This window comes from Phaeobacter sp. JH204B (assembly GCF_048055755.1).
In the GTDB taxonomy this organism is placed as follows: domain Bacteria; phylum Pseudomonadota; class Alphaproteobacteria; order Rhodobacterales; family Rhodobacteraceae; genus Phaeobacter; species Phaeobacter bryozoorum.
Genome location: NZ_JAYMXF010000020.1, coordinates 52,236 through 68,484 on the forward strand (window position 1 = coordinate 52,236; position 16,249 = coordinate 68,484).

Genomic DNA, 16,249 nt, shown 5'->3' on the forward strand with positions numbered 1-16,249 from the left:
CTCAGGCCCCCGGCGCGATGCGACGCACCGCGCGCCAGATCTCCTCCGCCGTGGCGGGGGCATTGAGCGCAGGATAGGCGGGCGCGAAGTGCCCGACCGCATCACCAAGCGCCAGCCAGGCGGAAATCCCCAGCATAAAGGGCGGCTCTCCCACCGCTTTGGAGCGATAGATGCTGTCCTCGCGGTTCTGCCCATCCCAGAGGGCGACGTTGAACACATCGGGGCGATCCGAACAGGCGGGGATCTTGTAGGTGGAGGGCGCATGGGTGCGCAGATTGCCGGTCTGATCCCAGACCAGTTCCTCTGTGGTGAGCCAGCCTGCACCCTGCACGTAGGCGCCTTCGACCTGGCCGATATCCAGCGCCGGGTTCAGCGAGGCGCCGGCATCATGCAGCACGTCGGCGCGCAGAATGCGGTTTTCGCCGGTCAGGCGGTCGACGACAACTTCGGTGATCGCAGCGCCATAGGCAAAGTAGAAAAACGGCCGCCCCTTGCCCTGAATGCGGTCCCATTCCAGTTTCGGCGTCTTGTAGAACCCGGTGGCCGACAGGCTGATACGCCCCTCATAGCAGATCTGTGCTGCACGGGCGAAGGGCAGGGCCTCGGCGCCGATCCGCACCTCATCATCGGCAAACACCACCTCCGCTGCGGTGACCTGATAGCGCTCGGCCAGATGATCGGCCATACGGTCGCGAATGCTGTCGCAGGCGGCCTTTACCGCCATCCCGTTCAGATCGGTGCCGGAGGAGGCGGCGGTGGCCGAGGTATTGGGCACTTTGGCCGTGTCGGTGGCGGTGATCTTCACCTTTTCCAGCCCGATGCCGAAACGGCTGGCGGCCACCTGTGCCACCTTCTGGAACAGGCCTTGCCCCATCTCGGTGCCGCCATGGTTCAGATGGACCGAGCCGTCCTGATAGACATGCACCAGCGCACCCGCCTGATTGAGATGGGTGAGGGTGAAGGAAATGCCGAATTTGACCGGAGAAAACGCAATCCCGCGCTTGAGCCGCTCATTCCCGGCGTTCCATTTGGCGATCTCGACCTTGCGCGCGGCATAATCCGCGCTCTCCAGCAGCTGCCGGGTCATCCCGTGCAGCTCGAAATCGGTGACCTCCATCCCGTAGGGCGTGGTATTGTCCGTCTTCTGGCCGGATATCTTCTGGCCGGAAATATCCCGGGGGGAGGCCGCAGGCCGGGGGGCAGCGCCCCCGTCGCCCGCCGTTTGGGGGGCATCGTAATAGTTCTTCATGCGCAGATCGACCGGATCCAGCCCCAGCTTATGGGCCGCGTGATCCATCACCCGCTCGATCCCGACCATCCCCTGCGGACCGCCAAAGCCGCGATAGGCGGTGGCGCTCTGCCGGTTGGTCTTCAGCCGGTGGCTTTCGATGCGGATCGCGGGGATTGCATAGGCGTTGTCGCTGTGCAGCATGGCGCGGTCGGCCACCGGCAGCGACAGATCCTGCGCCCAGCCGCAATCGACCAGATGGGTGAACTCAACCCCCAGAATGCGCCCCTCGGCGTCAAAGCCCGCGCGGTAGGAAATGCGAAACGCGTGACGTTTGCCGGTGATGGTCATGTCGTCGTCGCGGTCATAGCGCATCTTGCAGGTCCGACCGGTGGCGCGTGCGGCGATGGCGCAGGCGACGGCCAGCGCGTTGCCCTGACTTTCCTTGCCACCAAAGCCGCCACCCATGCGCCGGGTCTCAACCCGTACGCTGTGCATCGGCAGGCCGATGGCCTCGGCCACCTTGTGCTGGATCTCGGTCGGGTGCTGGGTCGAGGAGTTGACCAGCATGCCGCCATCTTCCTGCGGCTGGGCGAGGGCGGCCTGACCTTCGAGGTAGAAATGCTCCTGCCCGCCAATGTCGAACGTATCTTCGACCACATGGGCGGCGGCGGAGATGGCGCTGCCTGCGTCGCCTTTGCTGTAGATGCGTGGGCCGTCTTCAAACCGGCTGTCGGCGGCCAGCGCATCCTCCAACGTCAGGAGGGCCGGGCGTTCGGCGTAGCTGACCTGACCTTTGCGCGCGGCCACCCGCGCAGCACGATGGGAGGTTGCCACCACCAGAAACACCGGCTGGCCGATATAGTGGACAGACCCCTTGGCCAGCAGCGGCTCGTCATGGGCAGACGGCGAGACGTCATTGTCAAACGGCAGATCTTTTGCCGTCAGCACGGCAACCACGCCATTGCTCTGGCGCACGGCGTCCAGCTCCAGTGCGGTGATGTCACCATGGGCCACGGTTGAAAGGCCAAAGGCCAGATGCAGGGTGTCGCGCGGGGTCGGGATGTCATCGACATAGCGCGCCTGACCGGTCACATGCAGCCGTGCCGCATCATGGGGGAGGGGTTTTGCAACAGCCATCACTTCACCTCCAGCACATGTGTGGGTGCGCTTGTCTGGCCCAGATCGTCAAAGTAGCGTGCGAGCATATTCGCCGCAGCCTCCAGCCGGTAGTCGGCAGAGGCGCGCATATCGTTCATCGGGGTGAAGTCGCGGGCAAATTCGCCCCGCGCGGTGGCGAGTGTTGCGGCCGACAGGTCTTGGCCAATCAGGGCGGCCTCCACGTGGCTGGCGCGTTTGGGCACGCCCGCCATGCCGCCAAAGGCGATGCGCGCGGCGGTGATCCGGCCGGCGTCGACCGTCAGGTTAAAGGCGCCCAGAACGGCGGAGATATCCTGATCGAACCGTTTGGAGAGCTTATAGACGCGCAAGCCATCGGTCTGCCCCTTCGGGCATGCGGGCAGGGTGATCGCCTCGACAAATTCACCGGGCTGGCGGTCCTGCTTGCCATAGTCGATGAAGAAATCCTCAAGCGGCAGGCTGCGGCGGCTGTCGCCCTTGCGCAGCTCCAGCGTTGCACCAAGTGCGATCAGCGCAGGCGGATTGTCCCCGATGGGGGAGCCGTTGGCGATATTGCCGCCGATGGTGGCGGCGGCGCGCACCTGCTGGCTGGCAAAGCGGCGCAGCATTTCGCCATAAGACGGATGCCGCGCGGCGAGGGCGCTGCGCAGCTGGTTCATATCCACCATCGCACCGATACGCAGGCTGCCGTCGGGCTGTTCGGAGATACCTTTCAGGTCATCGCAGCCATCGAGGAAAATCACATCCGACAGATCGCGCAGCTGTTTGGTCACCCAGAGACCGACATCCGTGGCGCCTGCAATCAGCGTCGCGTCCGGGCGGGCAGCATAGGCGGCGGCCAGCTGGTCGGCGGAGGTGGGGCGCAGAGACGTGGCATCGCCGCCTGTGTCAGGCAGGCTGATGGCATCTTCGCCGTGGATCCAGTCGGGGACGGGTTCGGCGCTGGCGGCCTCGGCGGCGCGGATGATCGGCGCATAGCCGGTGCAGCGGCAGAGATTGCCTGCCAGCTGGTCGTCGTGATCCGAGGCGCCATTTTTGTGGGCGGTCACCATCGACATGATGAACCCCGGCGTGCAGAAACCGCATTGGCTGCCGTGGTGGGTGATCATCGCCTCCTGCACCGGATGCAGCTGGCCATCGGGGCCGGCCGCGCCTTCGACGGTGCGGATGGATTTGCCGTGCAGCTGCGGCAGGAACAGGATGCAGGCATTGAGCGGTTTGGCGCCTTTGGCGTCGGTCACCATCACGGTGCAGGCGCCGCAGTCGCCCTCGTTGCAGCCTTCTTTGGTGCCGGTCAGCCCGCGTTCTTCGCGCAGCCAGTCCAGCAGCGTCGCCGTCGGAGAAACCTCCGTCAGCGCGACCTCTTCACCGTTCAGCCGAAAGGTGATTGTCATGTCAGAAACCCGTCGCGTTACTCTGGTTTTCCCTTGGTGCCATCCCTTCGATGCGACGTAGAAGACATGGCGGGCCTTGGTGGTTCCGTTGCCGATAGCCTAGAAAGCAGGCTGTTGTTCTGGCAAGGAAAAGTGACTCTGCCATGGAGTCGATGCGGGGCGCAAGATCCTTGCTGAATACCGGCGTATGCTGTTCTTTTTGAACGACTTTAGGTCAGATTGTCGCGGCGTTGATGGTTGGGTTCGATAAGACTTTCAAAGAAAGCAGAATAATAATCGCTGAATATTACGGCATCGGGTGAAACCTGCGCGGCGGAACGGGGGACGGGCAGGGTCGCAGCTCCTCCGGTGCGGAACCGCTTTAACCTTGGCGGCGCTGACGCTAGCTTGGCGGGATGACAAGCTCTCCCCGATTCATTCACCTGCGCACCCATACCGAATATTCGCTTCTGGAAGGCGCATTGCGGCTGAAGAAGCTGCCGGACCTGTGCAAGAAGCACGAGATGCCCGCGATTGCGGTGACCGACAGCAACAACCTGTTCTCGGCGCTGGAGTTTTCGGTGTCGGCCAGTGGCGCGGGGGTGCAGCCGATCATCGGCTGCCAGGTCGATCTGCGGTCTGCCGAGCCTGCCCCGGGCGAGCGGCCCAAACCGCCAGCGCCGCTGGTGCTGCTGGCGCAGAGCGAGACCGGCTATGAGCATCTGATGAAGCTCAATTCCTGCCTCTATCTGCGGCAGGGCAGCGAGCTGCCGCATGTGACGTTGGAGGAGCTGGCGCAATATGCAGGCGATGTGATCTGTCTGAGCGGCGGGCCGGATGGGCCGGTGGGGCGGCTGTTGCAGCAGGGGCAGCGCCCGGCGGCAGAGGCCCTGATGCAGCGGCTGAAAGCGATCTTTCCGGATCGGCTTTATGTGGAGTTGCAGCGCCATCCGGGCGAACACGGCCAGCCTGAAGCTGAACAGCTGACCGAGCGGGGCCATATCGAGATGGCCTATGCGATGGACCTGCCGCTGGTTGCCACCAATGATGTCTATTTCCCCAACACGGAAATGTATGAGGCCCATGATGCGATGATCTGTATCGCGGAAGGCGCCTATGTCGATCAGGTGGAGCCGCGCCGCAGGCTGACCGCGCAGCATTACTTCAAGAGCCAGGAGGAAATGGTCGCGCTGTTTGCCGACCTGCCCGAGGCGCTGGAAAACACCGTAGAGATCGCAAAACGCTGCGCCTTCATGGCCTATCGGCGCGATCCGATCCTGCCGAAGTTTGCCGATGACGAGGTGGCCGAATTGCGCCGCATCGCCAATGAGGGGCTGCAAAAACGTCTCGCCGTGATCCCCCATGCCGTCAGCGTCGAGGAGTATCAGGAGCGGCTGGATTTTGAGCTGGGCATCATCGAGGGGATGGGGTTCCCCGGCTATTTCCTGATCGTTGCGGACTTTATCCAATGGGCCAAGGATCACGACATTCCGGTGGGGCCGGGGCGGGGTTCCGGTGCGGGCTCGCTCGTGGCCTATGCGCTGACGATTACCGACCTTGACCCGCTGCGCTACAGCTTGCTGTTCGAACGCTTTCTCAACCCCGAACGGGTGTCGATGCCCGACTTCGACATCGACTTCTGCATGGATCGCCGCGAAGAGGTGATAAAATACGTGCAGGAGAAATATGGCCGCGACAAGGTGGGGCAGATCATCACCTTTGGCGCGCTGCTGTCGAAGGCGGCGGTGCGCGATATGGGGCGGGTTCTGCAGATGCCCTATGGCCAGGTGGATCGGCTGTCGAAGCTGATTCCGGTCGAAGGCGTGAAACCGATGTCGATTGTGGACAGTCTGCGCGAAGAGCCGCGGCTGCGCGAGGAGGCGGAGAACGAAGAGGTTGTCGACCGGCTGTTGAAATACGGCATGCAGGTTGAGGGGCTGTTGCGATCAGCGGGCACCCACGCGGCGGGCGTGGTGATCGGTGACCGGCCACTGGATGCGCTGGTGCCGCTTTACCGCGATCCGCGCTCGGACATGCCCGCCACCCAGTTCAACATGAAATGGGTGGAACAGGCCGGTCTGGTGAAGTTCGACTTCCTCGGCCTGAAGACGCTCACCGTCATTCAGAACGCGATGGATCTGATCTTCCAGTCGGGGCGCGATCTACATGTCGCCGCCGATGGCACCCAGCTTTATGATCCGCCGGAGGGGGCGGAGAACCAGATCAACGCCATCCCGCTGGACGATGCCGTTACCTATGACCTTTATTCGCGGGCCAAGACGGTGGCGGTGTTCCAGGTGGAATCCACCGGCATGATGGATGCGCTAAAGCGCATGAAACCCACCTGTATCGAGGATATCGTGGCGCTTGTGGCGCTCTATCGTCCGGGTCCGATGGAGAACATTCCGGTCTATTGCGAGGTCAAGAATGGTCTGCGCAAGATCCAGTCGGTGCATCCGCTGATCGACCATATTCTTGAGGAAACCCAAGGCATTATCGTCTATCAGGAACAGGTGATGCAGATCGCCCAGGTGATGGCGAATTATACCCTTGGCGGTGCGGACCTATTGCGCCGCGCCATGGGTAAGAAGATCAAGGAGGCGATGGACGCCGAACGCCCCAAATTTGAAAAGGGGGCGGCAGAAAACGGCGTGCCTGCCAAGAAGGCGTCGGAGGTGTTCGACCTTCTGGAGAAATTCGCCAACTACGGCTTTAACAAATCGCACGCGGCGGCCTATGCGGTGGTCAGCTACCAGACCGGCTGGCTGAAGGCGAACCACCCGGTGGAGTTCATGGCCGGCGTCATGAACTGTGATATCCATCTGACGGATAAGCTGGCGATCTATTTCGAAGAGGTCAAAAAAGGCCTGAGCTTGCCCTATGTGCCGCCCTGTGTGAACCGCTCCGAGGCGACGTTCAATGTGGTCAAGGGCGAGCTGGTCTATGCGCTGGGCGCGCTGAAAAACGTCGGTGTCGAGGCGATGCGGCTGGTGACAACGGCGCGGCGCGAGAGCGGGCAGGACAAACCCTTTGCCACGCTGTTTGATTTTGCCCGCCGGGTGGATCTGAAAAAGGTCGGCAAGCGTCCGCTGGAAATGCTGGCGCGGGCGGGCGGCTTTGACCAGCTGGACAGCAACCGGCGCCGGGTGTTTGAGAGCCTCGGCGCGCTGGTGGATTATTCCGCCGCTGTGCATGATCAGCGCAATTCCAGCCAGGTGTCGCTGTTTGGCGAGGCGGGCGAGGACCTGCCGGAGCCGCGGCTGCCCAATGTGCCCGACTGGCTGCCCGCCGAACGGCTGTCGGAGGAGTTCAAGGCGATTGGTTTCTACCTCTCGGGCCATCCGCTGGACGACTATATGCCTGCGCTCAAACGCAAGGATGTGATGACGCTGGACGAGGTCACGGCCAAGGCCGAGCGCGGTCCCTTCATGGCGAAGATGGCCGGGGTTGTGGCCGGGCGGCAGGAACGCAAATCGGCGCGCGGCAATCGCTTTGCCTTTGCCCAGCTGTCGGACACCAGCGGCGGCTATGAGGTCACGCTGTTTTCCGAAGTGCTGGAGAAATCACGCGAATACCTGGAAACCGGCGCCAAGGTGGTGATCACCGCCGAGGCCACGATGGAAAGCGATCAGCTGAAACTGCTGGTGCGATCTGTCGGGCCGGTGGATGCGGCGATTGCCGATGCCGGCCGCAGTTCGCTGCGGGTCTATATCTCGCAGGCAAGCGCAGTGGCGACGGTGGCGCAGGTGCTGGAAGACGCCAAGAAAGCCGCCCGCAACGCCTCCCGCGGGGAGGTCTATATGTACCTGCAGGATCCCGGTCTGCCCGGTGACGTTGAGATGGATCTGGGCCAGCCCTTCCCCATCAATCCCCAGATCAAAGGCGCCCTGAAGTCGCTGGACGGGGTGATGGACGTGGAGGAGATTTGAAGTGGGGAAGTATAGTATTAGGCATGATAAGTCCGAAGCAGGGGGCGGATACCTAGCCGATGGAAAGGTGGCACTAGGCTTAACTATCGGTCTGCTTTCTGCTGTTTCATTGATTGTGCTGCTTGGCGGGAAACTTGCAGATTTAGACTTCAACTCACTTGTAGACATTACGCCAATACTAATTTCTATTCTGGTGGCTGGAGCGTCAACTTTTCTGGCGGCAAGAGCTTTGTCTGAACAAGGTCAGGCAAGGGAAGCTGCAACAGACCCGGTATTAGTCGCTCATTTCGGTCAACGGGAAGATGCTCGTGACGTGATCACACTTAACGTTACCAACGTTGGAGCAGGCGCAGCAATCAAGGTAGAGCTAGACGTTGAGGAACCAGATGATGATCTCATGAAACGTAATCTATTCGTCAATGTGTTCGTGAAGCACCACATCTTCTCGGTCATCCCGCAGAATAGATCAGTTCAGTTCAGCCTTGGTCTCGGTTGGGATCTCCTCGGGGAAAATCCGTTACCGCCCTTTTCGGTTACGTTGCGATACGAGGATTTGGCTGGCGGTCGATATCGTAGTGATTTTATCCTTGATGTAAGAGAAATGGAGAAGCTAAGCGCTGACAAATCTCCTGAAATGAGGATGGTTGATGCACTGGAGAAAATCGCCAAGAACTCAGGTTAGGGTCTTTATTAATAATTCACCTTTTTCGTGGTCCTCGCCCTTAATATCGCCGCGCGATGATGTCTGCCAACTAAGGATCCATTCACATGACGGACCATCCAGATCTCACCCTGCGGGTGGCAGATATGGCGGATGCCTCCAGCCTGGCGGCGCTGTCGCTGGAGGTCTGGGTTGGCACCTATCTGCGTGAGGGGGTGAGCGGGTTTTTTGCCGATTATGCACTGGCAGAGCTGACAGCCGCGCGGTTTGAGGCGCATCTGGCCAACCCGCAGGAGCATTTTATCGTCTCGCAGAACCGGGTCGGCATTGATGGCTATATCCGCATCAGTCGGGGCAGTCCGGGGCCTGTGCCAGGCTGTTCGGACGTGGAGATCACAACGCTCTATGTGCAGCCGCGCCACCACGGGCGGGGCATTGGGACTGCCTTGCTGCGCGCGGCGTTGGCCCATTGTGCGGAGGAGGGCGCGGCGCGGGTCTGGCTGGCCAGCAATGCCGAAAACACCCCCGCCAAAGCGTTCTACCTGTCGCAGGGGTTTGACCGTGTTGGTGAAACGCAGTTCGTGATCAACGATCAGTCTTACCTCAACGATGTCTTTGCGCGCGACTGTCTGGGGTGAGCCGCACCGTTAGAGGGCGGCGTTGAAGACGGAGTTGGTGTCGAGCAGATATTGCGAGATGATCGGACCGCTGGCAGCGCCGATGGCGCGGGCGTTGGGGCCGATGGCACCGGGGTCGATGCGCGGCAGGATCAGGCCACGGGCATCCAGAGAGGTGAGGGCGGCGCGGGTACGCTCGACCAGGGCGCTGCGCACGCTGTCGGGCAGGGCGCCGTCGATCAGCACCGCCTCGAAGTCGATGACCGCGCAGGTGGCGAGGCTGGCGCGGGAGATGGCGTCGGCGGCCTGATCGAGCCAGGGGGTCAGCTCAGCCTCGAACCCGGACCAGTGCATCGGCAGCTGCCAGAGCTGGCCGGGATCCTTGCCCGCATCGCGCAGCCGCTGTTCGAGCAGATGGATGGAGGCGAGATCCAGCAGCTTGGTTTCCTGCCCGTCCGGACCCAGCATCGACAGGGACCCAAGCGCGCCGGCATTGCCCTGATTGCCCTCAAGCACCCGGTGGTTCAGCACCACGCCACCGCCGATAAAGGCGCCGACAAAGAAATAGGCATAATCGCGATAGGCCTTGCCCCGGCCATACATATGCTCGGCCCGGCAGGCGGCGGTGGCGTCATTCACGACATGTACGGGCAGGGTGCTGAAACGCGCTATTTCAGACGCGAAATCAACCGTTTGCCAAGCCGCAAGCGCCTCTGCCGGGGCATTGATCTGGGCGTGCCAGGTCCAAAGCTGAAAGGGGGCTGCCACGCCAATGCCGCAGATGCGGGGCAGCAGGTCTGCGGGCAGCGCGGCCTCCATCTGGGCGATGCTGTCGCGCAGGAAATCAAAGACCACGGCGGGGGTGGGATAGGGGTAGCGCAGGCGCAGCTGCTGGCGCACCGCACCGCAGACATCCATCAAGAGCACTTCGACACTGCGGCGGCCGATCTTCAGCCCATAGGAAAACAGGCCATCGGGATTGAGGCCCATCGGGACCGAAGGTTTGCCGACCCGGCCGCGCTGCGTTTCGCCACGCTGCAACAGCCCGTCGGTTTCCAGTTTGCGCAGGATGACAGAGACAGTCTGCGGCGACAGGCCGGTGCCACGGGCCAGCGCGCTGCCGGGCATCGGGCCGTGGCGTTGCAGCAGAGACAGGATCAGCCGTTCGTTGAAGACGCGCACGCCGGTCTGATTGACGCCGCCGCTCAGGGATCTGACTTGCTCATGTTCCATGCGGCGGACCCTAATCACGCTTTGAGACCTAAGAAAAGTGCGAAGATCGACTTAATAAGTCAAGTTGATTTATATATTGACAGGGAGGCCAGAATCACGGCCCACTATGGGCGACACGACGGTTTGCCCGTCCTGTTTTGTTGCGTTGTGATGCTGAGGGAGGACATCATGAAGAAGATCCTACTGGGAACAGCCGTTGGAATTGCTGCCATGACCGGCAGCGCCTTTGCCGCAGAGGGTGTGACGGCCTGCCTGATCACCAAGACCGATACCAATCCGTTTTTCGTCAAGATGAAAGAGGGCGCCGAGGCCAAGGCGGCGGAGCTGGGCATGACGCTCAAGAGCTTTGCCGGGAAGGTGGATGGCGACCATGAAACCCAGGTTGCCGCGATTGAGACCTGCATTGCCGATGGCGCCAAGGGCATCCTGCTGACCGCCTCTGACACCTCGTCGATCGTGCCTGCGGTGCAGCAGGCGCGCGATGCGGGGCTGGTGGTGATTGCGCTGGACACGCCGCTGGAGCCGATCGACTCGGCCGATGCGACATTTGCCACCGACAATTTCCTGGCTGGTGAGCTGATTGGCAAATGGGCGGCGGCGAGCCTTGGCGATGAGGCGGCCAATGCCAAGATCGCGATGCTGGACCTTGCTGTCAGCCAGCCCACCGTGGGCGTGCTGCGCGATCAGGGCTTCCTGCAGGGGTTCGGCATTGATCTTGGCGATCCCAACAAATGGGGCGATGAGACCGATCCGCGCATTGTCGGCAATGACATCACCGCAGGCAATGAAGAGGGCGGTCGCCGCGCGATGGAGAACCTGCTGGCGAAGGACCCGATGATCAATGTGGTCTATACCATCAATGAACCCGCCGCTGCCGGTGCCTATGAGGCGCTGAAGGCAATCGGGCGTGAAAACGACGTGCTGATTGTCTCGGTCGATGGTGGCTGTCCCGGCGTGCAGAACATCAAGGACGGCGTCATCGGTGCAACCTCGCAGCAGTATCCGCTGCTGATGGCGTCCAAGGGGATCGAGGCGATCAGCGCCTGGGCCACCACGGGCGAGAAGCCTGCGCCGACACCGGGCAAGGCGTTCTTTGACACCGGCGTGGCGCTGGTGACCGATCAGCCTGCCGAGGGCGTCGAGAGCATCGACACCGAAGAGGGCATGAACCTCTGCTGGGGGTGATCAGGTGACACACCCCTTAGAGGCAGGCCAGACAAGGGGCTGTTAGCCAAGGCGAGCCATGGGGGCGGTGGAAACATCGCCCCTTCTGCACCGCTGCGATCCCTGTCGCAGCCGCATCCCCGGCTGTGGGTGTCAGGCCCATCGGACGCCGGATCTTACGGAGACAGATATGACCACGCCCCACAGCTATGAAGCGGCGGCCAGCGGCAGCCCCGAGGCCGTTGCGGATTTTGACCAGGGAGAGGCCTCCTTTATCAGCCGGTTGCAGCATCTGCTGCATGTGACGCCATCGCTGGTGCCGCTGATCGTGCTGGTGCTGTCGGTGATCGTCTTTGGGCTGCTGCTGGGCTCGAAGTTCTTTTCGCCCTTTGCGCTGACGCTGATCCTGCAACAGGTGGGCATTGTCGGCATCGTGGCCTGCGCGCAGTCGCTGGTGATCCTGACGGCAGGTATCGACCTGTCGGTGGGGGCGATCATGGTGCTGAGCTCGGTGGTGATGGGTCAGTTCACCTTTCGCTACGGGGTGCCGCCGGAAATCGCGGTGGTCTGCGGGCTGATCTGCGGTACCCTCTGCGGCTTTATCAACGGCTGGCTGGTGGCGCGGATGAAGCTGCCGCCGTTTATCGTGACGCTGGGCATGTGGCAGATCGTGCTGGCGACGAATTTCCTCTATTCTGCAAATGAGACCATTCGCAGCCAGGTGATCGCCACCGACGCCCCGCTGTTGCAGCTGTTTGGCGAGAAGATCAAGATTGGTGGTGCGGTCTTCACCTATGGTGTGATTTTCCTGGTCATTCTGGTGGTTCTGCTGGCCTATGTGCTGCGGCATACGGCCTGGGGGCGGCATGTCTATGCGGTTGGCGATGACCCGGAGGCGGCGGAGCTGTCGGGGGTCAAGGTGAACCGCGTGTTGATCTCGGTCTATATGCTGTCGGGGCTGATCTGCGCTTTTGCAGGCTGGGCGATGATCGGGCGGATCGGGTCGGTCTCGCCGACCTCGGGACAGCTCGCCAATATCGAGAGCATCACGGCGGTGGTGATCGGGGGCATTTCGCTGTTTGGCGGACGCGGCTCGATCCTGGGGGCATTCTTCGGCGCGCTGATCGTGGGCGTCTTTACCCTGGGGCTGCGCCTGCTGGGGGCGGATGCGCAGTGGACCTATCTGCTGATCGGCCTGCTTATCATTGCCGCAGTGGCGGTAGACCAGTGGATCAGAAAGGTATCGGTCTGATGGAACCCATTTTGAAAGCCCGAGGTCTGGTAAAGCGCTATGGGCGTGTCACGGCGCTGGACCATTGCGATTTCGATCTGATGCCGGGGGAGATTCTGGCGGTGATCGGTGACAATGGCGCCGGGAAATCCTCGTTGATCAAGGCGATTTCCGGCGCGGTGATCCCCGACGCGGGCGAGGTCTGGCTGGAGGGGCGAAAGGTGGCGTTCCAGTCGCCGATTGATGCCCGCGAAGAGGGGATCGAGACGGTCTATCAGACGCTGGCGATGTCGCCTGCGCTGTCGATTGCCGACAATATGTTCATGGGGCGGGAGCTGCGCAAACCCGGCTGGCGGGGCAATCTGCTGCGGCAGCTGGATCGCGCGCGGATGGAGCAGATTGCCCGCGACAAGCTGAATGAGCTGGGGCTGATGACCATTCAGAACATCAATCAGGCGGTGGAGACGCTGTCGGGTGGTCAGCGTCAGGGCGTGGCCGTGGCGCGGGCGGCGGCCTTTGGGTCCAAGGTGATTATTCTGGACGAGCCAACGGCGGCGCTGGGCGTGAAGGAAAGCCGCCGGGTTCTGGAGCTGATCCAGGACGTGCGGTCGCGCGGCATCCCGATCATCCTGATCAGCCACAACATGCCGCATGTGTTCGAGGTTGCCGATCGCATTCACGTGCATCGGCTGGGCAAGCGGCTTTGCGTGATCGACCCCAAACAGCACAGCATGTCCGATGCGGTGGCCTATATGACTGGCGCGCAGGACCCATCCGGGGATCTGACAGCAGCATGACACGGGACATGACATATCTGGCGGATCTGGTGACCGCCGTGCAGGCGCTGCCCGTTGCCGATGGGCGCGCGCGCCGTCTGGTGGCGCTGGCGGGCGCGCCGGGCAGCGGCAAATCCACTCTGGCGGAGCTGTTGGTGCGGGCGCTCTGCGCCAATGGCACACCGGCGTCGGTGGTGCCGATGGATGGGTTTCATCTGGACAACGGGCTGCTGTCCGAAATGGATTTGCTGGCGCGGAAAGGCGCGCCCGAGAGCTTTGATGCGGCGGGGTTTCAGCGGCTGATGGCGGCGATGGCGACAGAGGAGGAGGTGGTCTATCCGCTGTTCGACCGGGCGCAGGATATCGCCATTGCAGGCGCAGCGCGGGTTGATGCAGGGGTCGAGGTTGCCGTGGTCGAGGGCAATTACCTGCTGTTCGACGCGCCCGTCTGGCGGGATCTGGCGGCAATCTGGGATCTGTCGGTCCGGGTCGATGTGCCGCGCGAGGTGCTGCGGGAGCGGCTTGTGGCGCGCTGGCAGGCCCATGGGCTGAGCGATGCCGAGGCCGAGGCACGGGCGGAGGGCAATGACATGGTCAACGCGGATCGTGTGGCCGCTGCGGCCCTGCCTGCGGATGTGATCTGGAAAGGTGAGACAGAATGATCCTGTGTTGTGGCGAGGCGCTGATCGACATGATCCCGGCACCGGTCGCGGGAGCCGTGCCAATGGTGGACGGCGCGGACGCGCAGACCGGTTTTGTGCCCCATTGCGGCGGCGCGGTGTTCAACACCGCAATCGCTCTGGGGCGGCTGGGGCAGGCAACCGGCCTGTTCACCGGCCTGTCGCGGGATCTCTTCGGGCAGCAGCTGATGTCGGCGCTCGACGCGTCGCATGTGGATCACGCGCTGGCGGAGGTCTCTGATCAGCCGACCACACTGGCATTTGTGCATCTGAAGGATGGCCATGCGGCCTATCATTTCTTTGACGAGAATTCGGCCGGGGCCAGCCTGCGACCGGACCGGCTGCCCGAGTTGCCGGAACAGGTCAAGACGCTGTTCTTCGGGGGGATATCCTTGTGCAACGGCGCGGCGGCTGAGACCTACGCGCGTCTGGCCGCGCGGGAAACCGGACAGCGCATTATCATGATTGACCCCAATGTGCGGGCCGGGTTTGCCAGCGACGAGGCGGCCTATCGCAGGCGGCTTACGGCGATGGTGGCAGGGGCCGGGATCGTCAAGGTATCGGATGAGGATCTGCACTGGATCTATCCGGGCGACGCTCCGATTGAGGACAAGATCCGGCAGGTTCTGGCCGCAGAGGCAGGACAGGGCCCCGGCTTGGTGATCCTCACCTTGGGCAGCAAGGGCGCCAAGGGCTATCTGCGCTCCGGCCCGACGGTGGAGGTGCCCGCACAGGCGGCGGAGGTGGCCGATACGGTGGGCGCGGGCGACACGTTCAACGCAGGCTTTCTGGCGGCAGCGAGCGAGGCAGGCGTGCTGGAGGATGCCGCCAGCGGCGCGATGGATCTGGAGCAGCTGCGGGCCTGTCTGGGCTATGGCGCACGGGCCGCCGCTGTCACCGTTTCCCGCCCCGGTGCCAATCCGCCCTGGCGCGACGAGCTGGCGGGCTAGGGCCGCGATCCAACATTTGATCTGCTGAGGCGCCACCTGGTCACAACTGCCGGTGTGGCGCTTTGCGTTGGGGATTGTCAGGCGTCATATGTTCACGTAATGTTCTTCAGAATTGTCTAGTGAAGGATTATCAGATGATTGCGGGGAGCTGTTGCTGTGGAGCGGTCAAATTCCGACTGAAGGCGGAACCATCCATGATGGGGACCTGCCATTGTTCGCGTTGCCGAAAGGCAGGGGCGAGCACCATCGTTTTTGTCAAGCGGGAGGATCTGAGCTGGGTTGAGGGCAAAGATCAGGTGGCCCTGTACCAACCAGCCCCGCCTTACAAATACGGCAGATGTTTCTGCAGGGTCTGCGGCAGCTCGCTTGGGGAGATCCTGTCAGAGGAGGACAGTTTCCCGATTGCCGCAAATGCGCTGGACAGCGAGATTGCGACGAGAAACCGGTTTCATGAATTCGTGTCGGAGAAGCCTGGCTGGTACGAGATTTGCGACGATGCGCCAAAATCCAGCGGCCATCCGGCCTGATCGATCTGGATCTAGACCCATAGGGGCGTGACTGCCCCGCAGCGCCGTATTGCACGGGGCTGCGGGGGATGGGGGGCATCGGGTCTGCGCGGTCAGCGTGCCAGTTGGCTTGCGGCGCGGGCGAGGTCGCGGATGCCGTCCCAGTCGCCTGCCTCAACCAGTTTGGACGGGGCGACCCAGCTGCCGCCGGCACAGACCACATTGGACAGCGACAGGTAGCTGTCTGCATTGTCCGGGCTGACGCCGCCGGTGGGGCAGAAGCTGATCTGCGGCAGGGGAGCGCCGATGGCCTTGAGCGCGGGAGCGCCGCCGGAGGCCTCAGCCGGGAAGAATTTCAGCATGTCATAGCCGCGGTCCAGAAGGCGCATCGCCTCGGAGGCGGTGGCGGCACCGGGCAGCATCGGCAGACCGGCGGCCTCGGCCGCGTCCAGCAGCGTGTCGGTGGCGCCGGGGGAGACGCCGAATTGCGCACCGGCCGCAACGGCGCGGGTCACATCCTCCGGCGTGATCAGCGTGCCGGCACCAACGACGCCGCCCTCGACCTTGGCCATTTCGGCAATCACATCCAGCGCGGCGGGGGTGCGCAGGGTGACCTCCAGCGCGGGCAGGCCACCGGCGACCAGGGCCTCGGCCAGCGGGCGGGCGTGGGCGACGTCATGGACAACCAGCACCGGCACGATCGGGGCCAGCTGGCAGATCTCGCGGGCGCGGGCGCTGGCATCTTTTGGGGTGATGGGCAT

Annotated in this window: 13 protein-coding genes; 9 read left to right on the top strand and 4 right to left on the bottom strand. The window is 62.8% G+C overall.

Annotation, left to right across the window (positions count from 1 at the left end; genetic code table 11):
- Position 1: 1 nt before the first annotated feature.
- Both xdhB and xdhA read right to left on the bottom strand, forming a co-directional pair.
- A complete protein-coding gene (gene xdhB / locus VXL81_RS11930) occupies positions 2 to 2,368 on the bottom strand; it encodes a xanthine dehydrogenase molybdopterin binding subunit (protein WP_416554408.1) in 2,367 nt (788 codons plus the stop codon).
- A complete protein-coding gene (xdhA, locus tag VXL81_RS11935; protein ID WP_340547459.1) occupies positions 2,368 to 3,762 on the bottom strand; it encodes a xanthine dehydrogenase small subunit in 1,395 nt (464 codons plus the stop codon). The genes xdhB and xdhA overlap by 1 nt, the downstream gene beginning before the upstream one ends.
- Before the next feature lie 395 nt (positions 3,763 to 4,157).
- Between xdhA and dnaE the strand changes: the two genes are divergently transcribed.
- The 3 genes from dnaE (at position 4,158) to VXL81_RS11950 (ending at position 8,969) form a co-directional block, all read left to right on the top strand.
- On the top strand, positions 4,158 to 7,670 hold the full coding sequence (dnaE, locus tag VXL81_RS11940; protein WP_340547458.1) for a DNA polymerase III subunit alpha: 3,513 nt from the start codon (positions 4,158 to 4,160) through the stop codon (positions 7,668 to 7,670).
- 1 nt (position 7,671) lies between these two features.
- Positions 7,672 to 8,352, top strand: a complete 681-nt coding sequence (locus VXL81_RS11945) for a hypothetical protein (protein WP_416554411.1) — start codon at positions 7,672 to 7,674, stop codon at positions 8,350 to 8,352.
- An 86-nt stretch (positions 8,353 to 8,438) separates the two neighbouring features.
- Positions 8,439 to 8,969, top strand: coding sequence for a GNAT family N-acetyltransferase (locus VXL81_RS11950; protein ID WP_416554413.1), 531 nt, complete (start codon positions 8,439 to 8,441; stop codon positions 8,967 to 8,969).
- Positions 8,970 to 8,978: 9 nt separating this feature from the next.
- Here the strand turns inward: VXL81_RS11950 and VXL81_RS11955 are convergent, their stop codons facing one another.
- Complete coding sequence (locus VXL81_RS11955; protein ID WP_416554415.1) at positions 8,979 to 10,181, bottom strand: ROK family transcriptional regulator; 1,203 nt, start codon at positions 10,179 to 10,181, stop codon at positions 8,979 to 8,981.
- 168 nt (positions 10,182 to 10,349) lie between these two features.
- On the opposite strand from VXL81_RS11955, the gene VXL81_RS11960 reads away from it, so the two are divergent.
- The 6 genes from VXL81_RS11960 to VXL81_RS11985 all read left to right on the top strand — a co-directional run bounded on the left by VXL81_RS11960 (position 10,350) and on the right by VXL81_RS11985 (position 15,509).
- Positions 10,350 to 11,366: a sugar ABC transporter substrate-binding protein gene (locus VXL81_RS11960; RefSeq protein WP_340547455.1), complete on the top strand. Its 1,017-nt coding sequence runs from the start codon at positions 10,350 to 10,352 to the stop codon at positions 11,364 to 11,366.
- A gap of 169 nt (positions 11,367 to 11,535) precedes the next feature.
- Entirely contained in the window at positions 11,536 to 12,597 is a 1,062-nt protein-coding gene (locus VXL81_RS11965; protein WP_340547454.1) for an ABC transporter permease, read from the top strand.
- Positions 12,597 to 13,373 (top strand): ATP-binding cassette domain-containing protein, encoded by a 777-nt coding sequence (locus tag VXL81_RS11970; protein WP_340547453.1) that lies wholly within the window; start codon positions 12,597 to 12,599, stop codon positions 13,371 to 13,373. The genes VXL81_RS11965 and VXL81_RS11970 overlap by 1 nt, the downstream gene beginning before the upstream one ends.
- Positions 13,370 to 14,014, top strand: a complete 645-nt coding sequence (locus tag VXL81_RS11975; RefSeq protein ID WP_416554417.1) for a nucleoside/nucleotide kinase family protein — start codon at positions 13,370 to 13,372, stop codon at positions 14,012 to 14,014. The genes VXL81_RS11970 and VXL81_RS11975 overlap by 4 nt, the downstream gene beginning before the upstream one ends.
- Positions 14,011 to 14,982, top strand: coding sequence for a carbohydrate kinase family protein (locus VXL81_RS11980; protein WP_416554419.1), 972 nt, complete (start codon positions 14,011 to 14,013; stop codon positions 14,980 to 14,982). Before VXL81_RS11975 ends, VXL81_RS11980 begins: the two co-directional genes overlap by 4 nt.
- 197 nt (positions 14,983 to 15,179) lie before the next feature.
- Positions 15,180 to 15,509 carry a GFA family protein gene (locus VXL81_RS11985; RefSeq protein ID WP_374015609.1) on the top strand — a complete coding sequence of 110 codons (330 nt, stop codon included), beginning with the start codon at positions 15,180 to 15,182 and terminating at the stop codon, positions 15,507 to 15,509.
- Between the two features lie 92 nt (positions 15,510 to 15,601).
- Here VXL81_RS11985 and eda read toward each other — a convergent pair whose 3' ends face one another.
- Positions 15,602 to 16,249, bottom strand: a complete 648-nt coding sequence (gene eda / locus VXL81_RS11990) for a bifunctional 4-hydroxy-2-oxoglutarate aldolase/2-dehydro-3-deoxy-phosphogluconate aldolase (RefSeq protein WP_416554421.1) — start codon at positions 16,247 to 16,249, stop codon at positions 15,602 to 15,604.

Excerpts from the sequence above, each read along its gene's own strand:
- VXL81_RS11960 (WP_340547455.1), top strand. The coding sequence starts at position 10,350 with ATGAAGAAGATCCTACTGGGAACAGCCGTTGGAATTGCTGCCATGACC.
- eda (WP_416554421.1), bottom strand. The coding sequence starts at position 16,249 with ATGCCCATCACCCCAAAAGATGCCAGCGCCCGCGCCCGCGAGATCTGC.
- VXL81_RS11975 (WP_416554417.1), top strand. The coding sequence starts at position 13,370 with ATGACACGGGACATGACATATCTGGCGGATCTGGTGACCGCCGTGCAG.
- VXL81_RS11985 (WP_374015609.1), top strand. The coding sequence starts at position 15,180 with ATGGGGACCTGCCATTGTTCGCGTTGCCGAAAGGCAGGGGCGAGCACC.
- VXL81_RS11980 (WP_416554419.1), top strand. The coding sequence starts at position 14,011 with ATGATCCTGTGTTGTGGCGAGGCGCTGATCGACATGATCCCGGCACCG.
- VXL81_RS11955 (WP_416554415.1), bottom strand. The coding sequence starts at position 10,181 with ATGGAACATGAGCAAGTCAGATCCCTGAGCGGCGGCGTCAATCAGACC.
- VXL81_RS11970 (WP_340547453.1), top strand. The coding sequence starts at position 12,597 with ATGGAACCCATTTTGAAAGCCCGAGGTCTGGTAAAGCGCTATGGGCGT.
- xdhB (WP_416554408.1), bottom strand. The coding sequence starts at position 2,368 with ATGGCTGTTGCAAAACCCCTCCCCCATGATGCGGCACGGCTGCATGTG.
- VXL81_RS11950 (WP_416554413.1), top strand. The coding sequence starts at position 8,439 with ATGACGGACCATCCAGATCTCACCCTGCGGGTGGCAGATATGGCGGAT.
- dnaE (WP_340547458.1), top strand. The coding sequence starts at position 4,158 with ATGACAAGCTCTCCCCGATTCATTCACCTGCGCACCCATACCGAATAT.
- VXL81_RS11965 (WP_340547454.1), top strand. The coding sequence starts at position 11,536 with ATGACCACGCCCCACAGCTATGAAGCGGCGGCCAGCGGCAGCCCCGAG.
- xdhA (WP_340547459.1), bottom strand. The coding sequence starts at position 3,762 with ATGACAATCACCTTTCGGCTGAACGGTGAAGAGGTCGCGCTGACGGAG.